At 41.2% G+C, this 24750-nt stretch carries 15 protein-coding genes; 5 read left to right on the top strand and 10 right to left on the bottom strand.

Going from position 1 to position 24750, the window contains the following annotated elements:
• Positions 1-76: 76 nt before the first annotated feature.
• The 4 genes from murJ to AA0Y26_RS02605 all read right to left on the bottom strand — a co-directional run bounded on the left by murJ (position 77) and on the right by AA0Y26_RS02605 (position 6239).
• Complete coding sequence (gene murJ, locus AA0Y26_RS02620; RefSeq protein ID WP_413364860.1) at positions 77-1612, bottom strand: murein biosynthesis integral membrane protein MurJ; 1536 nt, start codon at positions 1610-1612, stop codon at positions 77-79.
• On the bottom strand, positions 1609-2709 hold the full coding sequence (locus AA0Y26_RS02615; protein WP_413364858.1) for a glycosyltransferase: 1101 nt from the start codon (positions 2707-2709) through the stop codon (positions 1609-1611). The genes murJ and AA0Y26_RS02615 overlap by 4 nt, the downstream gene beginning before the upstream one ends.
• Entirely contained in the window at positions 2684-3850 is a 1167-nt protein-coding gene (locus AA0Y26_RS02610; protein WP_413364856.1) for a polysaccharide pyruvyl transferase family protein, read from the bottom strand. The genes AA0Y26_RS02615 and AA0Y26_RS02610 overlap by 26 nt, the downstream gene beginning before the upstream one ends.
• A 142-nt stretch (positions 3851-3992) precedes the next feature.
• Entirely contained in the window at positions 3993-6239 is a 2247-nt protein-coding gene (locus AA0Y26_RS02605; protein WP_413364854.1) for an S-layer homology domain-containing protein, read from the bottom strand.
• A 190-nt stretch (positions 6240-6429) separates the two neighbouring features.
• Between AA0Y26_RS02605 and AA0Y26_RS02600 the strand changes: the two genes are divergently transcribed.
• Together AA0Y26_RS02600 and AA0Y26_RS02595 are read left to right on the top strand one after the other, a co-directional pair.
• Positions 6430-8328 carry an S-layer homology domain-containing protein gene (locus AA0Y26_RS02600; RefSeq protein WP_413364852.1) on the top strand — a complete coding sequence of 633 codons (1899 nt, stop codon included), beginning with the start codon at positions 6430-6432 and terminating at the stop codon, positions 8326-8328.
• Between the two features lie 319 nt (positions 8329-8647).
• Complete coding sequence (locus tag AA0Y26_RS02595) at positions 8648-10570, top strand: S-layer homology domain-containing protein (protein WP_413364850.1); 1923 nt, start codon at positions 8648-8650, stop codon at positions 10568-10570.
• A gap of 217 nt (positions 10571-10787) precedes the next feature.
• Here AA0Y26_RS02595 and AA0Y26_RS02590 read toward each other — a convergent pair whose 3' ends face one another.
• The 6 genes from AA0Y26_RS02590 to AA0Y26_RS02565 form a co-directional block, all read right to left on the bottom strand.
• Positions 10788-12074, bottom strand: coding sequence for an oligosaccharide repeat unit polymerase (locus AA0Y26_RS02590; protein ID WP_413364848.1), 1287 nt, complete (start codon positions 12072-12074; stop codon positions 10788-10790).
• 180 nt (positions 12075-12254) lie between these two features.
• Positions 12255-13946 carry an N-acetylmuramoyl-L-alanine amidase gene (locus AA0Y26_RS02585; RefSeq protein ID WP_413364846.1) on the bottom strand — a complete coding sequence of 564 codons (1692 nt, stop codon included), beginning with the start codon at positions 13944-13946 and terminating at the stop codon, positions 12255-12257.
• Positions 13947-14374: 428 nt separating this feature from the next.
• Entirely contained in the window at positions 14375-15295 is a 921-nt protein-coding gene (locus AA0Y26_RS02580) for an NlpC/P60 family protein (RefSeq protein ID WP_413368022.1), read from the bottom strand.
• A 226-nt stretch (positions 15296-15521) separates the two neighbouring features.
• On the bottom strand, positions 15522-16583 hold the full coding sequence (locus tag AA0Y26_RS02575) for an S-layer homology domain-containing protein (RefSeq protein WP_413364844.1): 1062 nt from the start codon (positions 16581-16583) through the stop codon (positions 15522-15524).
• 100 nt (positions 16584-16683) lie between these two features.
• Entirely contained in the window at positions 16684-20916 is a 4233-nt protein-coding gene (locus AA0Y26_RS02570; RefSeq protein WP_413364842.1) for a hypothetical protein, read from the bottom strand.
• Positions 20917-21091: 175 nt separating this feature from the next.
• Positions 21092-21751, bottom strand: a complete 660-nt coding sequence (locus tag AA0Y26_RS02565; protein WP_413364840.1) for an S-layer homology domain-containing protein — start codon at positions 21749-21751, stop codon at positions 21092-21094.
• Between the two features lie 247 nt (positions 21752-21998).
• On the opposite strand from AA0Y26_RS02565, the gene AA0Y26_RS02560 reads away from it, so the two are divergent.
• The 3 genes from AA0Y26_RS02560 to AA0Y26_RS02550 all read left to right on the top strand — a co-directional run bounded on the left by AA0Y26_RS02560 (position 21999) and on the right by AA0Y26_RS02550 (position 24725).
• Positions 21999-22694, top strand: coding sequence for an amino acid transporter (locus tag AA0Y26_RS02560; RefSeq protein ID WP_413364838.1), 696 nt, complete (start codon positions 21999-22001; stop codon positions 22692-22694).
• Complete coding sequence (locus AA0Y26_RS02555; RefSeq protein ID WP_413364837.1) at positions 22694-24139, top strand: HlyD family secretion protein; 1446 nt, start codon at positions 22694-22696, stop codon at positions 24137-24139. The genes AA0Y26_RS02560 and AA0Y26_RS02555 overlap by 1 nt, the downstream gene beginning before the upstream one ends.
• A 298-nt stretch (positions 24140-24437) precedes the next feature.
• On the top strand, positions 24438-24725 hold the full coding sequence (locus AA0Y26_RS02550) for a hypothetical protein (RefSeq protein ID WP_413364835.1): 288 nt from the start codon (positions 24438-24440) through the stop codon (positions 24723-24725).
• Positions 24726-24750: the final 25 nt, after the last annotated feature.

The raw sequence follows: 24750 nt of genomic DNA, 5'->3' as shown, positions 1-24750 counted from the left end.
TATGTTTAATATGGTATTTTTATACAAAAAGATACCTACAAATAAATAGTATATTTGCAGGTATCTTCGCTTCTTCTTAATTCGTTTTTACCAGTTTTGATTTTAATTTTTTATAGAATTGCTCGATTTCTTTAATTTGGAACATAACATACAAAATGACTGTACTTAAACCAAAGACAGTTAGCCCTACCATGAAGGTAATCCATTTATAATCGAAAATAAAATACTTGCTTGAAATATACATAATAAAAGTCAAAACGATGAACGGAACAATCGGCTTTAGAAGCTCTTTTTTGTTTAATCCCGCTCCAAGTTTTAAATCATATTTCACTGAAGCATAAATCACCAGCATGACTGTATTGACGATTGAACTGATCAGTGTACCCCATGCAATGGCACTTACGCCCGCGCTTTCTGCCATTACATACATTACTGCGATATTTACAACAAATACGTTTAGTAAGCTTAAAACAACAGGCGCCGTTGAATCGCCTTTTGCGTAGTAAAAACGCGTAATATATGTGTTAGCAGCCAGGAATAACATTGATAGCACGAAAATCGCAACTACCGGAGCTGTAATGGCTGTATCATCGGCCGTAAATTTCCCGTACTCAAAAATAACCTGCACAAGATTTTCAGCATAGAAATAAGAGAAAATCGTTACTGGACCAAGCAATAACAGCAGGTAATGAATCCCTTTGCCGTACAGATCCTTAATGGACTGATGATCATCCTCCGCTTCCTTGCGGCTTAAAATCGGATAAATAACAGTGGTTACTGCTGTAATTAAAATCGACTGCGGGAATTGTGTCAGCCTGGATGCAAAGTTAACGACTGAAACCGCACTATCTCCAAGACTCAATATCCCAACAAAGAACCGCTGCAGCATTGCATAGATCTGGATTGTTCCGCCCCCTATCATAATAGGAAACACCATGATCCATAAATCGCGCGTCGATTGTGTGCGAATAAATGATACCCCTACTGATGGTCCATCTAATTTACGGTAGCCGCGCGCCAGGAAATACACCATCAGCACGGCGCTGAAGAAGGCACTAATCCCGTAAGAAATCGGGCCTATTACTCCAGATAATCCAACAGCTATGACAAGGAAGAGAATATTATAGATCAATATCGCAAAACTTGATAAATGAAACTTCGAGTTGACATTTAATAAACCGCTATACCAGGAAGCCAGCATCAGTAAGATGGACGACGGCATCATCCAATAGAAGAGATGTTTCGTTGTCTCAAAGTCTTCAGCCGAGATGTCACTGGAGCCCTCGAAAAACATGTTTAATATCGGTGTCGTTAAGGCTAGGCCGATTGCCGTCATGACAATACCAGTAAGTGTTACTATAGTGAAAGACTGCTTTACAAATAACGATTGATCGGTCGTCTTCTTGTTGTAAATCGATATAACAGCTGTTGTAAAAGCTCCTCCCACAACTAAATATAAGAAGTTTGGCAGTGTATACGCTGTAAAAATCCCATCAGCAATATGACTAGATCCATATTGGTACCCGATAACCGCCTCCCTCAGGAAGCCGAATACACGGGCCACAATATTAATGACTGCGACTGCACCGACAATTTTTAAAAATTTATTCATCGCGCTGCGCCACCTTTAACTGCAGATTCGTAGAGCGACAGCACACGTTTTGTAATTTCCTGTTCATCATGCTCATATAAAATGGCATCCATTGCCTGTTTATTGCTGTATACTTCCCTCGGTGTATGCAGAGCATTTATCATTTCCGCTGCTAAATCCGGTGCATTATTCGGCTCAACAAGATGCCCTGCCCCGTCGCCTAGCAATGATACCAGCCCCCCTACACGGGAAGCGATGACTGGTGTACCTGAAGCAATGGCTTCAAGTGCCACAAGACCGAACCCTTCCAAATGGGAAGGCAATACGAAGACATCACTCGCCTGGAACCACTTGACAAGCTGCGGCTGCGGCTGCGGATCTACAAACTGTACATCCCCATCAACGAACGGCTGGATACTTTCAATGAATTTCGTATCACGACGAGAACCGATAATCACGAGCTTCACTTTGCCATTTGCCTCTGCTTGTACTTTTTCGAAGGCAATCAACAGCTCCTCGATTCCCTTTTGTTTGATGACATTCCCTACGAATAGATACGTAAAGGCATCCTGGTCAAGTCCTAATGCCTTACGGGCTTCCGCCTTGTCTCCTGGTCGGAACACCTGGCGATTCACACCCATACTGCAGATGGAGATTTTTTCTTTCGAAATATGAAAATCATTTTCTATTTGCTCTGCAAGGACCGGTCCGACCGCAATCACATGGTCACTCTCCTGTAGAATGAGTTCCGTCCAGCTGCGAATCCGGGCACTTTTCTTCGCCATACGTTCGATATCCCCGCCATGCGCGGTTACGATATATGGGATCTTGAATAACTTTTTAAGCAACAGAGAAAATACACCGGATGGGAACACATAGTGCGCATGGGTGATTGAAATCGATTTACGGTGACGCATCGCCATCGATAGAGTTTTCATCGCCCATTTGCCATATTTAATAATGGTATTTTTCTTGCCGGTTGCAGGATTGTCATTTGCTGCAACAAGCACATCAACCCCGCTTTTTCTTAAAGCCTCTGCTTGATTTTTGACGAAAATTCCGAATGATAAATGCTCGCTGGAAGGATACATATTACTGATTATTAATAGCTTTTTCATTTGCCTTCACTGCCTTTATCATCAATTGTTTGCCACGCATTGCTTCGTCATGAAGTTGCTTTGAAGTTGCTTTTGTCGTTTCCACGATTGTGTGCCAATCCGCTTCCACCATGTCATACATTTTCAATAAAATATCAGATTCATTCGTAATTTCCTCTATAGAACAACAACGTTTTTCCTGACCGATGAGTTTCATAAAATCGCTTACCTTTTTATGATATGAAATCGCAATAATCGGTGTTGCTGAATCCGTCGCTAAAATGAGAGAATGCAGGCGGGTACCGATGATCAGGTCCTGTTTTGATGTAATATCAATCAATGCATTCGGCTTTAAGTTTTGGTCGATGATTGTCGTCTTTTTTGCGTGAAGCATTTTTTTCTGAATGTCCTTTGTTACTGTGACATCCTGCGGGTACTTTGTTGCAAAAAACGTGATTTCAATATTTTTGTTCTCTACTAGACGGTCGAGATTAGCCGCCATACTCGTCACATACGAGTCGTACTTTTCTACGTCTCCTGATGGCCAGTAATTAGCATTATACATCGGCACAGCAGAAATCCCGATTTTCTTCGGAGCTTCTGCATGCATCTGCTTCGGACGGTGCAGTGTGAACGCTGGATCCCCAATTACTTCAATCGGCTTGCTTACACCAAGGCGCTCTAATAATTGTTTAGACTGTGGGTCACGAACTGAAACATTTTCAGCAAAACGGCACATCATACGAATCATGAGCTTGCCTGTTATGGTATCCAATGGTCCAGCCCCGCACCCGTAAATGATATAGGGAACATTGCAGTTCTTCGCCATTAACGCATATGTACTATATAAATGTGCCTCACGCCGGTAAAAGTCCATCAGAATGCCCCCGCCGCCAATAATCAGCAGGTCGAACTTCGTTACATACTTTTTATTCGTCTGATACGTTTTATAAAAGGTTTTATACAAGTTGCTACTTCGGTAATATAATGGGTAGCTTTGGACACCGTACTGCTCGGATGTCTGCTGCGTATTATTACTAAATACTGTAATATCCGCGCTATTTACGGAAAATGTTTGCTTTACCTGTTCAATGAGGCCATATAATATCGATTCGTCACCGTTATTATCATTTCCGTAATTTCCTACGATTCCGATTTTCATGAAACTACATCCTTTAAATAATTTTTAATACAGAGATTATAGCATAGAAGCTAACGAGAAATGAAATAGGAATCCCATCCAGCAAGAATGGGATTCCTATTTTTATCCATATTCCTATGCGCAGGCTACTCTTAGTTCCCTGCTAGTTTAGCACACGGTATAAGAATAGGCCAAAATGCATACGTGTTATGGATTCATACGGCTTGAAGAGATTATTGCCGTATCCTGTTGTAATATTGTTTGCTGCTAGAGCTTGAACGAATTCATACTCCCAGCTTGTTTTTGGTACATCTGTGAACTGGATATTCGAGACACCTTTCAAATCAAATGCCTTGGCAACGATTTTTGCCATTTGAGCACGTGTCAGATAGCTGTTCGGGTTATATGCGCCGTTCACACCGCTGATAATGCCTGCGTTTTGTACCGCTGCAATTTCTTTATAATACTGATGGCTCGGCGTCACATCTTTAAAGCCAGGGTCCTTTACGTTCATCGTATTAAGACCAAGAACACGGCTGATGATGACTGCAGCATGCGCCCGTGATAGCGTCTGGTTTGGTTTGAATGTGCCGTCTCCGTAGCCTGTTACATATTTATTATCAACCAGGAATTTTACTTCCTTCGCATACATGTAATCAGCCGGGATATCGGAGAATAATGACGCTGCCTTTACCGTCACAGGGAAGCTTGCTGTTTTTGAGCCGAGCTTCGCGACGATGCTTCCTTGCCCTTCTTTTGTTGCTGTGAATTGACCAGTACTAGTAATAGAGCCAATTCCACCTTCTACTGACCATTTTACCTGATCTGCATTATAAACAAGCGGCTTACCTGCGTCATCTAACGCCGTAATGCTATAAGCAGCAGATTGCTTCATCCCAAGCGACTTGCTGCCGCTGATTGTCAGCGTAGACGGACCGTCAACTACTTTGACTGGGAAGGACTGAACAACCTTGCCGTTATGTGCCATATAAATACGATCATCTCCAGCTTGTGTTGTTGTAAAGCTATAACCGCTTACCTTCAACGTACCATTTTGTGAGCTGAAGCTCATTGTTCCATTTGCTATAGGAAGCGGATTGTAATACTGATCAAGTACATATTGCACACTCATTGTAGACGTTGTTCCAACTAACATTGTTCCTACATTTGTACGTGTATATTTGATTGTAGCTGCCTCACTTGTCGGAGCTGTACTCACTGCTTGTAAGATAGCGTTGACCGCACGTTCCGATCCAGCAGAAGGAACGTTTGCCAATACGACATTATTGCTGCCGTATTTACGGATACCCATCGTTGTTGAGCCGCCGCCATCCAGATTGATCGCCGTGTCGACACCAAGACGGATTAAATAATCAGCAAGCTGCGACATATTCATACCTGGACTTTTCGACTGCTTACCGTCTACCGTTACGAAATGAACTGTTTTCTTATCTTTACTAATACCAACAACTGTTCGAGCTGTTACTTCTTTTGCTCGTGCACTTGATGTACTCATCATAATGTAAGGCTGCCCATTGCGGACAAGCATTGGACCTGATGCAACAATAAACTGTGCATTATTCCATTTTGAATCAATGGAGAAGTTTACAGATACATCCGTACCAGGTGTCAATTTTTGCAATTTTGTATTTAGCGGAGATGCCCCTTGCACGGAGATGACAAAGCCGTTTTCTGGAATCTTGCCCACACTCTGGCCATATGGCAGTACTTGTATGACCTTACCGGAAATTGTATCACCGAAGTCGATATTGCGTGTGCTTGTACCTGCATCTACAACGATTTCATAGCCGTACTGATTTGAATTCGTACCTGCTTTATAAAATTCCGGTGTGAAAATGACTGTCTCCTTGTTATTGCGCTCACGGTTCATACCATCAAGTTCAAGCGTCTCACCATTTGCTGTCAGATTGATATCAAAATCGAAATAATCGATAATCGCTTCCCCGTTCTCTTTCATCCCAAAAGCAGTCGGTACATTCATATATTCATCCGAGCCGTTTGAGACGATTCCACCATTAATGATGCGATTATTTTGTGCAATTAAAAATAACGGATAACCTTCTCCCATATTAAAGAAAGCAGCATTGACTGCACCGACAACCCGATTCCCTTCCGCTGAATTTTTAGAAGCAAGTGCTGTCGTGCGGATGCGTGATGCAAATGGGTCAGGCATGCCGAGTGTTACATTTGTATAAGCATCATTCAGATTAATTGATAAGTGGTTAATCGAATTGGTATTACTGCTTTTATATGTATACTTGTTATACATGACTCCGCTTGAGAGCGGGTACTGCTCGTTTATAGTTTGAAACGCAAAAGCGGGGCCCGCCTGTGCGAGGACAATGACAAATGCAACCATGAAAGCTATTAATCTACTTGTTTTCTTCATTTTTCTTTCCTTTCTATTTTTAATACCTTAATAGGATAACAAACTATGTAAAAAAATTCTATCTTTCCTCTGAATCTATTAACTTCTATCCTATTAAGAAAATTTATGCATTTATGTATATCTTATTTCCTCTTTTACTAGAAAATAGTTTTTGGTACTATAAACTTATGAAAGAAGGAGGAAATAGAGAATGAAAAAGCTGTTACTGTTCCCAATTGTCCTATTGCTCATGGTTTCGTTCACCATCTCGGCTAGTGCTGCAGACGATATAACAGGCACTTACCACGAAAAAAGTCTACGCTACTTAATTTTAAAAGGAGCCTTAACTCCTGATAGCAAAGGCAACTATTATCCTAACAATATGGTAACGCGTGCGGAGTTTGCGCACTATTTAGCGGTGACATTAAATCTGCCTGATGCAGAATCTACGACAGATTTTACGGATGTACCAAAAAATTCGCCATATTATGCATCTATCCAAAAGGCTGCCGCAGCCCAAATTGTTACTGGCTATGGCGGAAAGTCTTTCAATCCGAATGCTACAATCAGCCGTGTCCATATGGCTGTCATGATTGAACGTGCGTTAATTCATTTGAAGGTTTCTGTCGATTCACCTAAAGCGACTACTTTCAAAGACCAGTCGCAAATTTTACCTGCATATCGTCATGCCGTAGCAGTCGGCGCCCATTTAAATATCATTAAAGGGACACCAATGAAGGATGGCACATACTTCTACCCTGCACAAAATACAAATCGTGCCCAAACAGCAACATTTATTTATCGCTTGAATGAATATTTAGGAGATCCGGATACAAAATTCGATGTGTATGAGATTAAAGCAATTCGAAATAAAGAGCTTGTCTCTACAGGGCAAACTTCTGTTTCGTACGATGCTCTTTATAATCAAATAACAGATCATAATACACAAGTTATTACTAAAGGCGATAAAATCGTTTATATGAAATCCGGCCTTGGCTATGTCGTTTCAAATAAGTACCTTGCCCTGCCGTCTGAAACAGCTGGGGATAAAATCGCCGTTGCAGCCGCTACTGAAATGCAGTACTCCGGCAGTGATGGTGAAAATGTCCGTGTCAATCTAGCAGGCCAAATTGGAACTGTATCGGTTGAGGATGTTACGTTGATTCCATTTGCTACATCAAAAGGCCGCTCTTACTATAAAAATGAAGGCGGCGAGCTGCGTCACTATCTAGTAAATACAGAAGGAAAAGTGACAGGCAGCTATACATCAGGCAAGGCACCTGCCCAGATGAACAGCGGTGCTGCCTACTATAGCTGGGATGGTATTTATTTCTCGGGAAATGGAGAGTCATTCACCCACTATAACTATTATCAGTTTTTACCAATTTATTCTAAAACGCAATATACTGCTGAAGAACTAGATCGTTACATCAACTATGCATTGGCTGAACGGGAAAAAGTAAGCTCGAAGTATGCGAACGCAACCAAAATCAGTAAGCTGGTCGGTCTCGGTTCAACACTTAAGAAAATGGAAGAACAGTATAATGTCAATGCCCTGATGGTGCTGGCACTTGCCTTCCACGAAAGTGACCACGGTATGAGTGACCATGCGCAAAAGCTAAATAACTTATTCGGTCTGTATGTATACGATACGAATCCGTTAAACAAAAACTTTGAATCTGTTGAAGCAAATGTTTTAGAGTATATCAACCAGTTCATTTGGAAAAATTACATTCCTGCCAATGCATCGTATGCTCACGGAGCGATATTCGGCTCGAAATCGCTTGGTATTAATGTAAAGTATGCTTCTGACCCATACTGGGGAGCGAAAGCAGCCGGTCATTTCTACCGTGCCGATAAATACCTTGGCTTTAAGGATGCTCGTAATCCTTACACAATTGGCTTGACGACAACAGTCGGCTTAAACATTCGTTCTGTTGCAACAACAGCAAATAACTCGCCATTGTATACGTACAAGCGTAAAAATTTACCGGTAATTATCACAAGTGATAATCTACCAGAATGGTTCGAGATTATAGGCGAGCAAAAAGGGTTACCTGTTGGTTATGTCAATAAACAATACGTAGATATTCTGCAGACAACTAAATAAAGTGAACTGTAGATTAGGAGTCCTTCTATGTATGATCCCTCCCCTCTTCTAGTGGAAGAGGGGTTTTTTATTGGATTGCGCACAATCCAATGTTTATTGCGCGAATTCGGCTATCTATTACGCGAATCACACCTTTTGCCTTACTTTTTGGCGTACCATTAAACTCCAGTCCTTATTTATGTAAACAAACAACTAATCATTCTATTCAATATCTTTTTATCTAACTTTAGCTAATAGGAATCTAGGGAACATATTTCAATACCCTCTTCTATTATTTACAGTCCGAAAGATAGGTAATTGATCAGGAAGGAGACTATATATGAAAAAATTAGTTATTACTATCATTGCTCTTCTTGCATGTGTTATCGCTCTACCGCAGACCAGTAAGGCTGACTCAGAGCAGAAGGTCGGTATTCTGTTCTCGGATGTCATTAATGACTACTCCCTTTCCACAAATCCAGGGAAAAACAATGCAATGACTCTTCCCTACGCAACACAGCCTGTCAGCGTTTCAGCAAAGGTAAAATATAGCCCTATTAACGATAAAGCACTGAAGATGTATTACTTCTATCGCGAAGAAGGCTTTTCTGTTGCGAAGCTGAGCCATGATGAGCTCAATAATCTGGAGGCATTGAACAAATACGATGTTATCGTCTTCCCCTATTCCGTTTTGATGAATCACAAGCAGCGGGAAAATGTAAAGGCTTATATTTACGGCGGCGGCAATGTACAAATTTTATATGCTACAGCCCGTAATGAATTAGCAAAACTGGCGAAAAGCCCTGCTGATTTAGATTTAACACCGCTCATCTTTGACACGTTAACCTGGGTGTGGGAATGGGACAATTTAACGGAAATTTTCCAGACCCGCTTTATAGATGATGTACAGCTGCGTGAGGCTAAAATCACCAATACTCCAGGCGTTACACATCCAATTTTGTCAAAAGCTTATCAAAAGCTGGGGCGCAGCTCTCTTCAGTTAACAGAATCGGCAAATGAATGGTATGAAATCGTTCAGCCTTGGAAACCTTCTATTAAGCCATTGCTAGTTATCTCCGACTATAGTTCGACAGATAAGCCTGCTAACGTCAAAAAAGGACAGTCTGGTGCCTTATTTGCTCTGGAATATGGAGCCGGGCGCATTGTCCATGCACCATTTAAAATCTATGACTATGTCGGCGTAGAAAAGCATGAAGGCGGATGGCAAGAGGACTCAGGAAAAGCTTATAGCGAAACAAAGGGCGAAAAGGATGCAGAAGCTGTACTTTCTGCTTCTATGGAATGGCTGCTCGAAGGATCGAATACTTTTAAGCCGCGTAACTACAATGTGAAGCTTACCGCGTCGAATTATACGGCCAATATGACACCCCAAAAGACATTTGCCGTTCGGGGTACAGTAACAGCAACAAATACCGGTGACATACCGGTACGCGGCAAGCTGCGTGTCCATATATTGGATTCCGGCAACAAAGCAATCGGCAAATATGAAAAAGTATTAGTCGGCCTTTCACCTAGCCCGAATGATGTGTCGAGCTATGCAGAAAAATTTGAAATTCTTTTACCGGGCAGTATAAAGGATGGAACGTATACAGTGAAGGTGACATTTGAAGAAACACGCCATGACCGTTCCGGCTATATTACAAGAGCTGAGACACATACACTAACGAAACAGGGTAACAAAGGAGCTTTCTCAAACTTCCCTGGCTTTAAAGATGTCAGTTCGGGCAACGGCCACTACCAAAATATTCTTAACGCCGCAAAACTCGGGGTTATCACAGGCTACGGCAATCAAACTTTTAAGCCAACTGCTAACGTTTCCCGCTTAAACGCAATGATGATGCTGCTGCGTGCAAAAGGTATTACTCCGTCTGTATCCGCTGCTTTGCCAAGCTCTGTTACGGACTTAAAAAAAGGCGCGTATGGCTATGATGTAATAGCTACTGCCTACCAGATGGGCTTACTCAATCTTGAAAATGGACAGGCTGCCAAGGATGCGCCGATGCGCCGCGGTGAAATGGCCCAGGCACTCGTGAAGGGCTTTGCATTACAAGGAACAAGTGATATCGTATTTACCGATATCGGCACAGCAAGCTCTTATAATCAGTACCGCAATATCGCAACACTTTATCATCACCGCATTACAACAGGGACAACGGCAACGCTCTATAGTCCGTACAGTGCGGTAACACGACAACAGTTCGCTACATTTATCATGCGCTCGCTGGAGAATACGTCGAAATAAGTTGCAGCTTTCAAGAATGAACACCCTCTTCTATCTAATAAATAGCAGGGGGTGTTTTGTTAGATTGCGCGAATTTGGCCTAGATTGCGCGAAAATAGGGGTTTATTACGCGAATCCAGCTCTGTATTACGTGGTTTATAACCTTTAGCCTAGATAAAATCCCCAAAAAAGAAAAAGCAATTGGCGGAAGGAACATTCCTTCTGCCAATTGCTTTCATTAAGCAAGTTTTTTGCTGTTGTTTGAACTTTGAATAGATGACGCCAGAACGACGAAACCAAACATTAATACAAAGATAAGATCAAGCAGACCTGTATGCATCGATACTGTGAACAGTGTAATAACGAATGCATAAGCCACGGAGTGGAACGTCTTCACGCCCGCTTGTTTAATTTTATTGTAGACGAGTGAAATAATCGCTCCGTATAATAGGAAGCCGATCGCTACTAATAAATAGCCGCCGTCAAGGAACAGCTGACCGATGAATGTCGGTGTCGTTGTACGCCCCTCACGTGTAATATACTTACCTTCCTCTGTACTTAACGAGTTCACTACCTCTGTTACAAGCATACGCGGTGATACTTGCTCACCAGGAAGAATGGTTGTGAAAATGCCTTTATGCATCTCACCGCCAGTATAGCCTTCCTCTTCTGTATACTCAATAATTTTACTTAATACAATATGGCTTGTTACCATCTCTTGGTTGATAGCACGAACCCATTTCGGTGTTAGATTTACACGGCGCTCCGCAGAAATCAGTTTGTCAACTTCCTCTTCTGCCATATGTTCACGATCCGGCTGGCTGCGGTCATTGAATTCATTTGATGTATCTTCCGTTAGTACACGGGCGAAACCAAACATCGCAAATGACAGTCCTACTACAGCAATAAATGCCAGGAACCATGTCAGCTTGATACGTTTCACACAGTAATGGAAAATGATAAGACCTGTAAATAGCATAACGACCAGTGGAGTACGGTACCCCATTAACAGGAAGGCTGTCATTACGACTGCAAAAGCAAGCGCATAAACGATCGCTTTCTTCCATGTCATATTGTCTTCTTTAATCATGCGATAAGATAATAGTAATAACACACCAAACCATAATAGCTGGCTCAGGAAGTTCAGCTTTGGATCAAGCCCTCGTCGTACTGATTCATCCGAGATTCCGATACTTCCTTGGAGGATCATCGTGATGTACGCGACAAGACCGATGAGCGTCAGTAATACGACAAAATGCATCACGTATTTCCCTAAAACTGAAAGACCGAATGTCGGGAATGTCCAGCCCAGTTTATCCACGATGTAAACGCCGATATAATAGCAGGCAATTGCTAAAAAGACAGCCGGCCAAATCGATACGCGTACATTAAACAAATCAAAACGGCTGAAGTCAAATAAACTTAGGAAGAAATATAAAGCTAAAATGAACGGTAAAAAGAAATAAGGTGAAAAAGTATCAATCTTATTTATTTTATTAGTAAATTGCTTAAAGTTCTGTAACATAGTAATAAATCAACATCCTCAGATGTCTACCTTTCCTCTCTATATTTTGCTCTTTGCATTATAACATAAAATCCTTGGAGCCTATTAAAAAAAACATAGGAAAATAAAAAAGGCTATTCCGTAAACTGTAGTCTTACGGAATAGCCTTTTGATGAACCGCTTCCTAAAGCGGTTTTCTCATCACTGTGCGTAGTACTTTGTAATCCCGTTGTAGATGGATTGTGCAAAGATTTCAATATATGCATCATCTGTCAGCTTGGCACGGTCTGCACTATTTGTAACAAACCCAAGCTCTACAAGAACTGCTGGGATATAAAGATTGCGAATGACATAAAAGTCCTCACGTTTTACCTTACGATCATTCATTTTCGCATTTTTTACGATTTCATCGTTGATGAGTTTCGCTAATGCATAATCTTCTTTTTCATTATCATTCGCACTCTTACTATAGAATGTTTCTGTACCATTCGCGGAGGCGCTTGCTGAATTGGCATGGATACTGATGAAAATTTCACCATTATTCTTTTTAGCAAAAGCAACACGGTCTTCCAGACTTGGATACGTGTCTCCAGTACGTGTCATTTTCACGACAGCACCTGCAGCCTCCAGCTTTTTCTGCAGCTTACTTGCTGTGTTGAAAACAATTGCTTTCTCTACAGCATTATTGCTTACTGCACCCGGATCCTTACCGCCATGACCTGGGTCGATTACAATAATACGACCTGCGACAGGTGAACCAGATGTATTTACTAAACGAAGATATGTTTTGCTAATATAACCTGTTTTACCGTTATAGGAAACTTTTACCCAGCTGCCTGAAATAGATAAAACATCTACTTTCGTACCACGGTTAATGCTTCCAATAGCCGCTGAGCTGACTGAAGCTTGAGAACGAATATTCAGACTATCCACTGTCGCAACTCCGATTGTTTTCGCAGTAGTTGCCGGTGGAGCTGGCTTTTCCTCTTCTGGCGGTGTTCCAGTTGATGGGTTGTCCACACTAATTACTTTATCTGCATATTGTTTATAGATATAACCGTATTTTCCGTTATATTCTACTTTATAGTAATCTGCGCCTTCAAAGTAGACGTTAAAAATATGCCCTGTGTTTACTTTCCCCATGACATTATTACTTCCTGTAAATACAGCTGACGAACGGATATTTAGATTATTTGTGTTGACCTTTACCTGCATGATTGCGTCCGACTCATTCGGGACGCCTACTCCTTGCACTGGTAATGGTAGTCGGTACGTGCTGGAAGCAGCACGAGCAACAAATAATGCAAATTGACCGCGTGTTACATTATTTTTAGGCAAATATTTCCCAGCTGTTCCTTGTGTGATGCCTCCATAATAAATCGCTGAAATGTACTTGTAATACGCATTCGACGGCTTAATATCAGAAAATGGAACTTCTAAGCTTTCATACTTATTGCTATCTAGCTTAAATGCTACTGCCAAAGCTTTCGCCATTTCATCACGCGTAATCGCTATGTATGGTGAAAAAGTTGTACTGGTAGTAGGCGCAATGATGCCTAGCTGAGCGGCCTTTTCTACATACATGGACACCTCTGATCCTGCTGGTACGTCTTTAAAGGATGACTTTGATGTTTGTGGGACATCAATACCTGCAGCGATTAAAACCATCTTCGCTACTTGCCATCTTTTGACGTTTTCTCCTGGCTTAAACATCTGTTTGCCATTTACGTTATACCCTTTAATAACGCCTTTATCTACTAGATAGCTCACTTCTTTATAAGCTTCATGTGAAGTAGGAATATCAGCAAAATGCGGGCTGGCATACACACTCTGTATACTGAACATTGACATGATGACGACGACAAAAGTTAAAGTGAATTTCTTAAAAGACAATGTCTTTTTTCCTCCTTCTGTTTTTTAAAACATTACCATTCTAACAAATTTTTTATATAAATAATATATGGCTTTTTTACCTTATCCCCCCTCTAGTAGCGAAAATTACGTATATTTGTCCTTCTTTCCAATACCGCGAACCGCCCTTGATGCTTTCGGCGACAAAAAGCCCTATTTCTCACAGCACAGACCACTAAAAAAGACTTTATTCAACAAAACTTAAAACTAGCATTCTCATACTCACTATTGAATCTACCTATTGCAAAGTATCATATTTTTATTGTATCATATCCTATTTTAGAAAAAAATACCTGTTTTGAATACAAAAAAAGAGAGAGGCGCCCATAGGAAACCTCTCAGCTTTTATTGTAAAACTTTTGCTAGATTATGGTTGGTAGCCTTATTCTTACAAAAGTAGACAATCTACTTTACATATTTTTAGCGCGTTCTATGAATGTATTTAATTGAGTTAATGTTACATAATCTGTTCCACCATATGTACCATTTGGCTTACCAATTGTAATACCGTTAGAAGCTAAAATTCGAATGTAATCGTAGTCCCAGCTTCCAGGTTTTACATCCTTGAAGCTAACTGTTTTATTTGTCATTTTTAGGTCGAATGCTTCGACTAATACTTTCGCCATTTGTGAACGAGTTAGTGGTGAACCAGCGTTAAATTTACCGTTTGTACCTGTGAAAATACCTAACTTATACATTGCTGTTGCTACTCCTGCGTATGTAGAAGAAGATTTAATATCTGAAAACGGTGAGTTTGTATCTGATGTATTAACCCCTAATACTTTCGCCAATCGATTTGCTACCTCTCCGCGGGATGCGTAGATTTTAAAGTCGATTGCTGCGTTTTTTACTTCACTCGCTGCTGCTTGTGTTGTACCGTTCGTAAAAGTAGTAATACGTTTTGCTCCGACATAGCGTTGTGCCCAATAAGATGTTCCCAGGCTTGCTGTCGTTACACCTGTACTTGTACCTGAGTGTGCAAATTTGTTATTTCCTACATAAATCCCTACGTGCGATACACCGCTGCCTGATGTATTGAAGAATACTAGATCTCCAATTTGCAGGTTGCTTTTTGAAACCGCTGTACCTTGGTTATATTGTGCTGATGAGGTACGGTTAATTGAAATGCCCAATTGTTTAAATACTAGCTGTGTATAGCCTGAACAATCTAATCCTCGAGTTGTTGTGCCTCCATAAACGTATGGAACACCGATATATTTATAAGCTGTTGTAGTTAATTCGTTTTGTGTTGCTGCTTCTGCATTATCTGTAGCAGTTCCTGCAAAAATCATAAATGATGCAAAAACCGGTAATAACCATTTTTTCATGATAAGTATTTAATACTCCCTTCAAAACTGTTGGTTTTTTTGCCTACATAAAGACTAACACAGAATACTGCTCCATAATTTTTCACTTGTGTAACAGTTTCACTAAGAACAAAAAAGCACTAAAAATCTAGCCAAAGCTAGACGTTTAGTGCTTTCTATAGCAAAATTATACACATCAAGAAATAGCCCCGTAATACTGCTGTAATATTACAGACCATTATTTTACATATTATTTACTGGAAAACAGCTGTACCCAGTAATATTTTCCATTATCGTCCTTTTTAACCGCGATGCCCAGATGAGTATAGGTAGACTTTAAAATATTCGCTTTATGCGGAGCAGAAGCCATCCATGCTTTGAGCGCTTCACGCGGTGTGGAGATATATCTTGCGATGTTTTCGCCAAAGCTTGAAAACTCATATTCATAAATGGTTGCCATGTCCCATGGGTGACCATAATATGGTGACTCATGCGCAAAATATTCATGCTCAAACATATCTTGTATTTTAATAACCGCAAGCTGGTCTAAATATGGATCATGTACCAATGCAGGTAAGCCTTGCTTTTTCCGCTCTGCATTTACCATTGTTATTGTTTCATTTACCCAGGCTTCATTTTCCTTAAACGTCGAAATATATGTTTTTCCTAAAAAATCATATGCAATTTCCAGCTTGGCAATTTGCGACTCAAAATAAAGACTCCGGGAAACCATTGCAGCCAGCTGTGCCCGTGTCACATGCCCATTTGGATCATATTTTTGATACGGTTTTCCGTGAACAATCCCTGCATCTGCAAGCGATTCAATATAATTTGTTGCCCAGTAACGAGGCCCGCAATCAGCAAATTTCGCTTCATTTTTATTGTCTACGACTACCTCAAACGCAATGGACAGCATTTTTGCCATTTGAGCACGTGTTACTTTACTATCCGGATAAATAGACGCCCGATTATCCATGACACCAAGCTCTACCAGCTTACGAATTGCCTGGTATTGCGGGTGTGAAGCTGGAAGATCTGTAGCTTTTAAGGATATAGAAGCATTCAGCGGCAATTGCAGCGCGCTGGCAATAGTTTCTGCTACTTCGGCCCGGGTAGCAGCCCGGTGAGGCCAAAAGCGGCTATTTTGATCGACATGCATATAGCCATTTTTCAACATATTATTAATAGAGGATGCGGACCAATCAGTAGTCTTTACGTCATTGGCTTGCACGCTCTTGGCTCCTGCCATCGGAGGAAATACTAATAAACAGATGAGTAGAAAAGAAATGATTCGAATACCTATTTTCTTCAAATTGCGTACCTCCCCTTCTCAATAAAAACTCGCCTTTCAATATATGAAAGGCGAAGTTCATTCATTTATAGTACCAAAATTTCTTTAAAAAACAATATGTTTAGAAAAATAACGATGAACCGTTTAGCTGGGTTTCATAGTCCTCTAATAGGAAGTAATTTGTAACGAGACGCTTTTGCTGTGTTGATAGCTTATCATAAGCAGAGCGCGCCGCCTTTACTTTAGATGAGAAGTTGCCTACATTCGGATTGATTTCCGAAATCATGGCACGCACCTTGTCTACTGCATCCGCCTCTTTTTGTGCACTTTTCAGCACATCATAATTCGTGACTAGCTTGCGCATAGAGGATGGCAAGGAGTTATAGAGTGCCAATGCCTCTTCAACCTGCTTCGAGTAATTACCTGAAGAAGAAGAAAGACCTGCGATCTTCGAAATAACCTCTTGCACGATATCTACATTATTTTTCGCTTCCTGAAGTGCAGCAAAGTTTGTAACAAACTGCTTCTCAGTACTTGATAGCATATTATAAGCTGCATAAGCCGCCTGTACGCTGCCCGCATAATTAGGGTTTGACGGCTTCAAAGAGGCAATCAATTTGTATACCTCAATAGCCGGACCAACGCTTTGCAGCTTGCTAAGATTATGCACCATTTGCCGCTGCTCCGCTGTCAGCTTATCCAGTGCTTTTGTCGCCTTATCATAAGCCGATACAAGATTGCTCGCAAATTGCAGATTATCGATCGCGTCGATTGCTGCTTGTACGTTCTTTACCCCTTTTTCATAATTTTGAAGCTCTTTATAAAGGGTTACAGCCTTTTTTTCTGCTGCTGTGAGCATATCATAAGCAGCTCGGGCTTCCTTGATTGCCTGCATATATTGAGACGGGCCCGTGCGAGGAATTTGGCGGATCAATTCATCCACCGCAGACCCACCGGATACTGTCTGTTCAAACGCCAGCAAGTCACGATAATTACTAATTAGTGCTTTATCCGCTGCTGATAGGCTATCGTACCAAGCCCGTGCTTTTGCCACGTCCTGACCAAATGTCGCGCTTGTCTGCTTAATATTCAGAATAGCCTCCATCGTCTTTGCTACTGGATAAATAGTAGAAAGCAGTACTTCCCTGTTATAGACAAGTTCTCGGCTTTCATACGGGATTGCCTCATACGCCTTCACTGCTGTGTTATACTTCCGCACAAAATCCGAAGCTTCATTAACCGGGCGAGCCAGCATTTCCTCTAGCTCTTTAATTTGATGGATTGATGTCGTAACTGGCTTTAGGGCCTTTTCCCGCTCCTGCAGTGTCTTGTAATTTAAAACAAGCTTCTGGTATGAGGAGTTGATGCGTGCCAGCTTATCATACGCTTCTCGTGCTGCGACAAGCTTTTGGACATAGTCTTCTATACCTGGACGCGCCTCATCAATCATATTCATTACCTCATTGACCGTTACGAGGCCTGCCTCTGCTCCCTGTATTTTATCTAGAAGAGGGGCAAGGTAGCGCTTTTCAATATCTGTTAAGCGGTCATACATCGCACGAACTGCTGCAACATCTTCCATATATGTTTTCGCAGTTGGCTTTAAATTATCCACTGCTTCTACTACTTGATAAATTTTCAAGTACGGCTGCAATCCGCTAGTATAGTTATATACATAGGATTTCTGGCGGGAAGTCAGCTTTTCATATGCTTTTAAGGCAGAGTCAACCTTTTTAGCATAGCTTCGATTCGCTACATCTACATTTTTGATGATTGCGTCATTGATTAAATCAACCACTTTTAAAGCAGCCGTACCATCTTTCTTCAACTCTTGGAACTGCTTATAGTTTGTTACCTGTTTCTTTCCGTCGGCAGAAAGCGCTGCATAGGCAGCCTCAATACGTTCTACCTCATTTAAAAATTGCTGGCCTATCAATAGTCCAAGTTTATCGATAGCAATCACTAATCCACTGCCTGACACGATTGCCTGATTAAAAGCTTCTAATGTAAATTCATATGCTTTAACGACTTCAATGATTTTCTTTTTGTAAGCTTCTGATGATTTCCAAGCATCTTCTTTCATTAATTGATCGTATTGTTCCTTCGCAGCCTTGTAAGCTTCCTGGAACCCTGCATCACTTGGTTTCAATGCCTTTACCTGATCAACAAATGCAAGATATGTTTTGAAATCTTCCACACGATTTTTGTTTTCTTCCGAAATAAACGCTTTTTGTGATCCTGTCAGCTTCTCAAAGGCATTCACAGCTGATTTAGCCTTGCTGGCAAATGTTTTCGCCTCTGGATCTACATCCTCAATCGCCTTTGTAACAGTAGCCGGCTGTTTTACTTGCTTCTCCAGCTCTGTTAATGTTTTGAGGTTTGTGACGAGCTTCTGCTCATTTTTCGGAAGAGCATTATATGCCTCACGTGCTGCTTGGATAGCAATAAGCTGCTGCACGGCTTCTTGTTCATTTTTGGCAGCCTCAATCGCTTGGATAACGGGATCCGCATGATCTAGTTGATCTTTTAAAACAGTGACCGCTGCTGCCAAGTCATCCTTCAATTTTTGTAAAGCTGTTTTATCTTCAGTGCTTGTCTTACTGTCGTCTAAAATAGCAACAAGATCGCCTGTTTGTGAAGTTAATGCCATATGCAAAGCAAATACATCTGCTTTATAGCTGTCTGCCGATGTCTTTAGGTTATAGAATTTCCCTGTAACAGCGGCGAATGGTGTAAGATACTTCAAACGAGGATAACTCATTACGAGCGACTGCTCGCCGGCACTTAACTCTCCGTATGTTTTATTGAGTGATTCTACTTTTGTAGCAAATGTCTTTTTATTCTCTACTACGACTGAATTGATTTGATCGCTTAGCTTTATTGTTGTCTTTCCTGACTTTTCCCATGCTTGTAATTCTTTATAATTGTCGACGATTTTCTTTTGACTTGATGTAAGGGCATCATAGGCCTTTCTTGCAGCTGTGATGTTCTCTGAGGTTACATCTTTATTCGTCGTTAAGCCTTCAATTATTTTTTCAACCGCCTCTGCAGCTGTTACATCGGCACGATATAAACCTAAGTTCACATTATAATCAGCAAGCAAGGTTTGAAGGTTTGCAGCCAGCATGTTATAAGCATCCTCAGCTTCTTTTAAAGCAGTTCGGTATTCAGCTGCTGCACTTGGTTTTAAGGCATCCACCAACGCAATAAAATCAAGTCCATCCTTATAGCCAGCATTTTTCTCATCAATGACTTGGTTAGCTACTTTCTTATCATAGTCAAGCACAAGCATTTTTGAGCGAACATTTAATTTGTCATATTCAGAAACAATTTTTCCAACCTTGCTCTTGTAGTCTTTTCCTGTTACAGACTGAATCCCTGCAATTAGTTCCGTCACTTTATCTGCTTTTGATAAATCATCATTAGCCTGTTTCATCACAGTTGCCACCAGCCGCTCATCAGGAAGCATATGCGAATCAGCAATTTTCTTTTCATTTGCTGTCATTTTCTCGTTGTAAAATTGATTCGCTTTGTTTACTACTTTTTTAAAATCAGCCGCCTCTGTTTCATCGATTAATATATCTTTATCTGCAATCGTTTCAACATAGGCAGGTACCTCTTGTGTTACAGGCTTCCCCTCCTGATCTGTCGTCTGGATTGTTCCTCCTTCAACAAAGGCCTCTGCTTTAATAATATCCTGTTCAAAGGTTTCCAGTACTTTTACATTTTTAATAAAGGATGCTTCAAAGTCCTGTACTGTCATTAAATAGCTGTCTACTGTTTGCATCGCTTGTGTATCGAAGTCAGTTATGAAAGGATATGTTACGTTATCCCCTTCTGTTGAATAGGCTGCATTACTTAAAACTACCGTATCTAACGCCTGACGGATGTCTTTGAAGGTTTGAGCAATTGCCGCACGCTCATTTACCAGCTTCGGCACAGTGTCGAATAATTTAGGCTGCGTCGTTTTTAATAAACCTATTTCATTTGATAGACTTGCTGCCCGTGTGTTTAAATCCTGTAAGCCTTGTAAGAACGTCAGCTTTGCTTTTAATAATGTATTTTCAGCTGCAAAAGTATCAGCCGGGAAAAATTCATCCACCATTTGTTGATATGTAGCAAAATTCGAGATTGTCGTCTTTCCATCTAATTTAAACAGCTCTTCAATACGTTCTTTGTTTACATCAATTGCTGCGACTACATTATAAGGAACTACAGTGGCACTAACCTCTTCCGTTACGGCCGGTTCAAGCTGTTCCCCCTCCATTGGTGTCTCGGTCTCATTTGCACTAGCAATAGCTGCCGGTGCTAATAATAGGCCAGCCAGTACACTGACGCGTGCAGTACTTTTCATTGATCGTCACCCTTTCTTTTTATATAAAACACACCATTTTTTATACAGTCTTCTAAACTTTCTATCGACCAATGAACCTTTTTATTTATGAGAAGACAAAAAAATCTTCCAAATGTTAGATATTTCTATATTAAAAAACTACCTTTCTTCAGATGAAGAGAGGTAGTTCCAATTGTTATTCAACGCTGATAATTTCAAGGTCAGCTGTTGTAGAATCGATAGCGCGTTTTAAAAATGTTGCAAGCTGTGCGCGCTTGACTGCGTCATTCGGGCTGAAAGTCGCAGCGCTTGTCCCCTGTGTGACACCATATTGTACAAGCGTCTGGATGTAGCGGCGTGTATCCGTATCTTTAATGCTATTGACATCTTTAAACTTCGTTGTAGAAGAGCCTGCAAGCTCAAGATCAAAACCAAGGACAAGCATTTTCGCCACTTGTGAACGTTTCACTGTGTCTTTCGGTTTGAATGTTTGATCGCTATAGCCTTTAATGATGCCCTTCTCGCTCAGCGCTGCAATCGCTCCGTAGTATTTGCTATTTTTCGGTACATCTTTAAAACCCGGGTCCTTTACGTTTTTCGTGTCCAGCTTCAGGGCATTGGCAATGAAAAGCGCAAGCTCCTCACGTGTTGCTGCCTCGTAGGGAGCAAAAGCCGTTGAAGTACGTCCTTCAATAATATGAAGATTATAAAGCTCATCAATTGCTGTATAGTGATCTCCTACATTATGCAGGTCTTTAAACGGTACTGCAGCATTTGCCGGTGCTTCTGTCACGTAGGCAATTGCTACTGCTGTAAGCGCCGCAGCAGCCGCGAATTTATAATATGAAGCTTTCACTCTTTTATATCCTCCTATTGTTAGGTGTTCTTTTTCCATTGTACACGAAACAAAATAACCACGATACATTTTCATCCATATATTTAGTACTATTTTATAGGTTGGCTAATTGAGGAAAACAAAAAAGAGGTTATAATAGGAGTGGCGTCTTTATTGAAGCCATTTTTGATTCTATTACTCTCCTAGAAACCCGTTTAGGAATAGTGAATATGGGGAAACACAGGTAGAGATCTATTATTTGGAAAGGATGGTATACATGGTATTGCAATACCGCTTTTGGCACTTTCTCTTCAATCCATCCTCATTGACTTACGCACTTGAGCATGGAGATGAATATGAGAAGGTTCGCGGCTATAAAAAGTCATTGTGGATTTTATTTTTTACCACATTACTATTTTTTGCCGTACGAAACATATGGGGGATGCATACGGAGGGCCTGACTGCACTCCTTGCAAATGGTCTGGATGACCGTTATCAATTCGCCCGGCTTATTTCTCTCGGGGGCGCTGTTTTATGGGCCATCCTATTTTTCATTTTCCACTATTTTATTCTTACATACGTGTTGCATGTACTGACAGATCTGCCTTTTAGATGGATTCAAACGGTACAGCTTTATGTTATTACGTTCATTCTGTTGGAAAAGGTTCTTACGTTCATCGTTTTTGTGATTGCAGGTTTCTCTACTCCTCTCACATTTTTCTCATTAGCTCCGATGACCGCCTACCTGTACCAGGATGACTTCCTGTTATACTTCTTGAACCAGCTGACGGTATCAACAGTCATAGCGATTGTCATACAGTATACATTCCTTTCACAATGGGAAGAAGAAGGCAAACGCGCCCTGCTACTGAAGCTGATCGGTGTACAAATTGTACTGGCTCTCATCGTTGCAGGTATCAGTATCCTGCCGATTGCCGAATGGATTCAAAGGGGGCTGGGCTGATGGTGATTAATAAAAAGTTTAAAATTTTTGGGTTCATTGTGGCTTTACTTGTCGTCATTAACGCCTACCTTGCACTGAAAAATAATGACGTCATCCAGAAAGCCTACTATATAAATGATATCCAGTATGCAGCCAGCGGTATACATACAAAGGAGCTAGATAAAGAAGGCATCCTGGCAACAAGTGACGACCTGCGATTGGCTGCTCCTGTTCAGTCAATTGAAGAAGTGCTTGTTAAACGCGGGGATACAGTTTCCGCCCAGCAGGAACTAGCGATTTATAAATCGGATGCAGTAGAAAAAGAACAGCAGAAATTAGAAATTGAGCAAAGCGCCTATGAATCTGAACTGGCAGAGCTGGAAAATATCCTTTCCGATCTTTCGATGGCTTCCGGATCTTCTAATTCATCGACTGCTGCGGATAGTACAACACTTGGCAGCTCTGGCTTATGGAATATTGATTTAACATTGGAGTTTGGGATCGACCAGAATACTCCGACTGCTGAGGGCGAAGCAATTATTCGCCGCCATATCGCGGAAACGGAGCGCCAGATTGAGATTCTAGATGCGATGATGACAGAGCTGATTACGGATCAGGCACTGGCAACACCTATTGATGGGGTTGTTGGAGATATCGTGCAGGACGGCGATACAATTACCTTCATCATCTATGCAGCTGATAAAAGCATCGTCACTTACATCGACGAAAAGCAATGGCAGCGCGTTGAGCCTCAGCAAAAAGCAGAAATCATCATCCGTGCAGGCAAGGATGAGGAGCGAATCATCGAAGGAACAGTCATTGAAAAGCAGGAGATTCCAGCAGTTGAGTCTCTCTGGTATGACGAAATGAATAAGCATGATAAGCTGGACCCTGCCAAAACACTGTACGAAGTGCAAATCCAGCCATTCGATATGCTTGTTGACTATCCTTTCGGCGAAAAGGTTGATGTAACCATTACAACCGACGAAGTATTCAACAGCTTCATTGTTCCTACCGATTGGATTGTCGAATATGAGGTGCCAGATATCGGTAACACACATATTTACACAATCGGCTACGACGGAAAAACACGCCTTGTCCCAGTCGAAGTTGCCTTCAAAAAGCAAGGAACAATAGACGAGACTGCAGTCGTAGAAGAGGAAATACCTGCAGAGGAAGAGGCTGTAGAGGAAGAAGAAGTCGTTGATGAAGTAACAGAAGAAGAAAAAACAATTTATACAGTAGACCTCAATCAGAAACAAGAAGATGAGGAAGAAGTCGAAGAAGAGCTTTACGATGTAACGGTATTTACAGGTGCAGTCGAGGACCGTACTATCCTGCTGGACGGGACAGCTCGTAATATTTATGCCCCTGCTTTCCGCCCTTACCCATTAGAAAAGTATAAATGGGAAGATGTCGGTGAAGTGACATGGCGGGATATTGTGAAATTTATTCTTCAGCCATAACAATTACTTCATAGTTTAAATGGGAGAACCTTGGTTTTTGGTCTTGGTCGTTTGGGAGATACCGGCGATTTTTGATGTGATATCGGCGAATTCGGGACAAATACCGGCGACTTTCAGAAAAATACCGGCGATTCAAGGAAATCCTATTATATGTTACTAGACAGAATCATTTTTGATTCTGTCTTTTCTTTTTGCTGCATATGTTTAATAGAGGAAATTTCTCTTTCCTCATCTAATTATAGAATCTCTCGTTTTTTCAATACGTCTAGTCGGGAGATTGATACAAGGAGGATATAACGTGATTCTTTATCTCACTATTTATTCGCATTTTTCCATCCTTATACTGGTGCTCATGGCGCTGAGTGGCTTGATTTCTTTTCTTTTCCCCCGCTTATCGACCCTCTTCATGGTCGTCATATTGGGCGTGATCGGCTACATGTATGCTTTCTTTATTAACAGCGTTGCAGTAGCACCATCTATCATTTCCATCATACTCATAACTTCTTTAATCCCTATATTCCTGGTCAAATACACACTCCATCTTCAGCGAAAAGCAGAACAACTGTCGAACCTGCAAAACACATAACAATCCCAAAACAAAAAATGTACAC

This window comes from Lysinibacillus canaveralius (assembly GCF_047301505.1).
Lineage (GTDB): Bacteria > Bacillota > Bacilli > Bacillales_A > Planococcaceae > Lysinibacillus_B.
The sequence above is the reverse complement of the archived record's forward strand: the minus strand, read 5'-3'. Positions and strand labels throughout refer to the sequence as shown.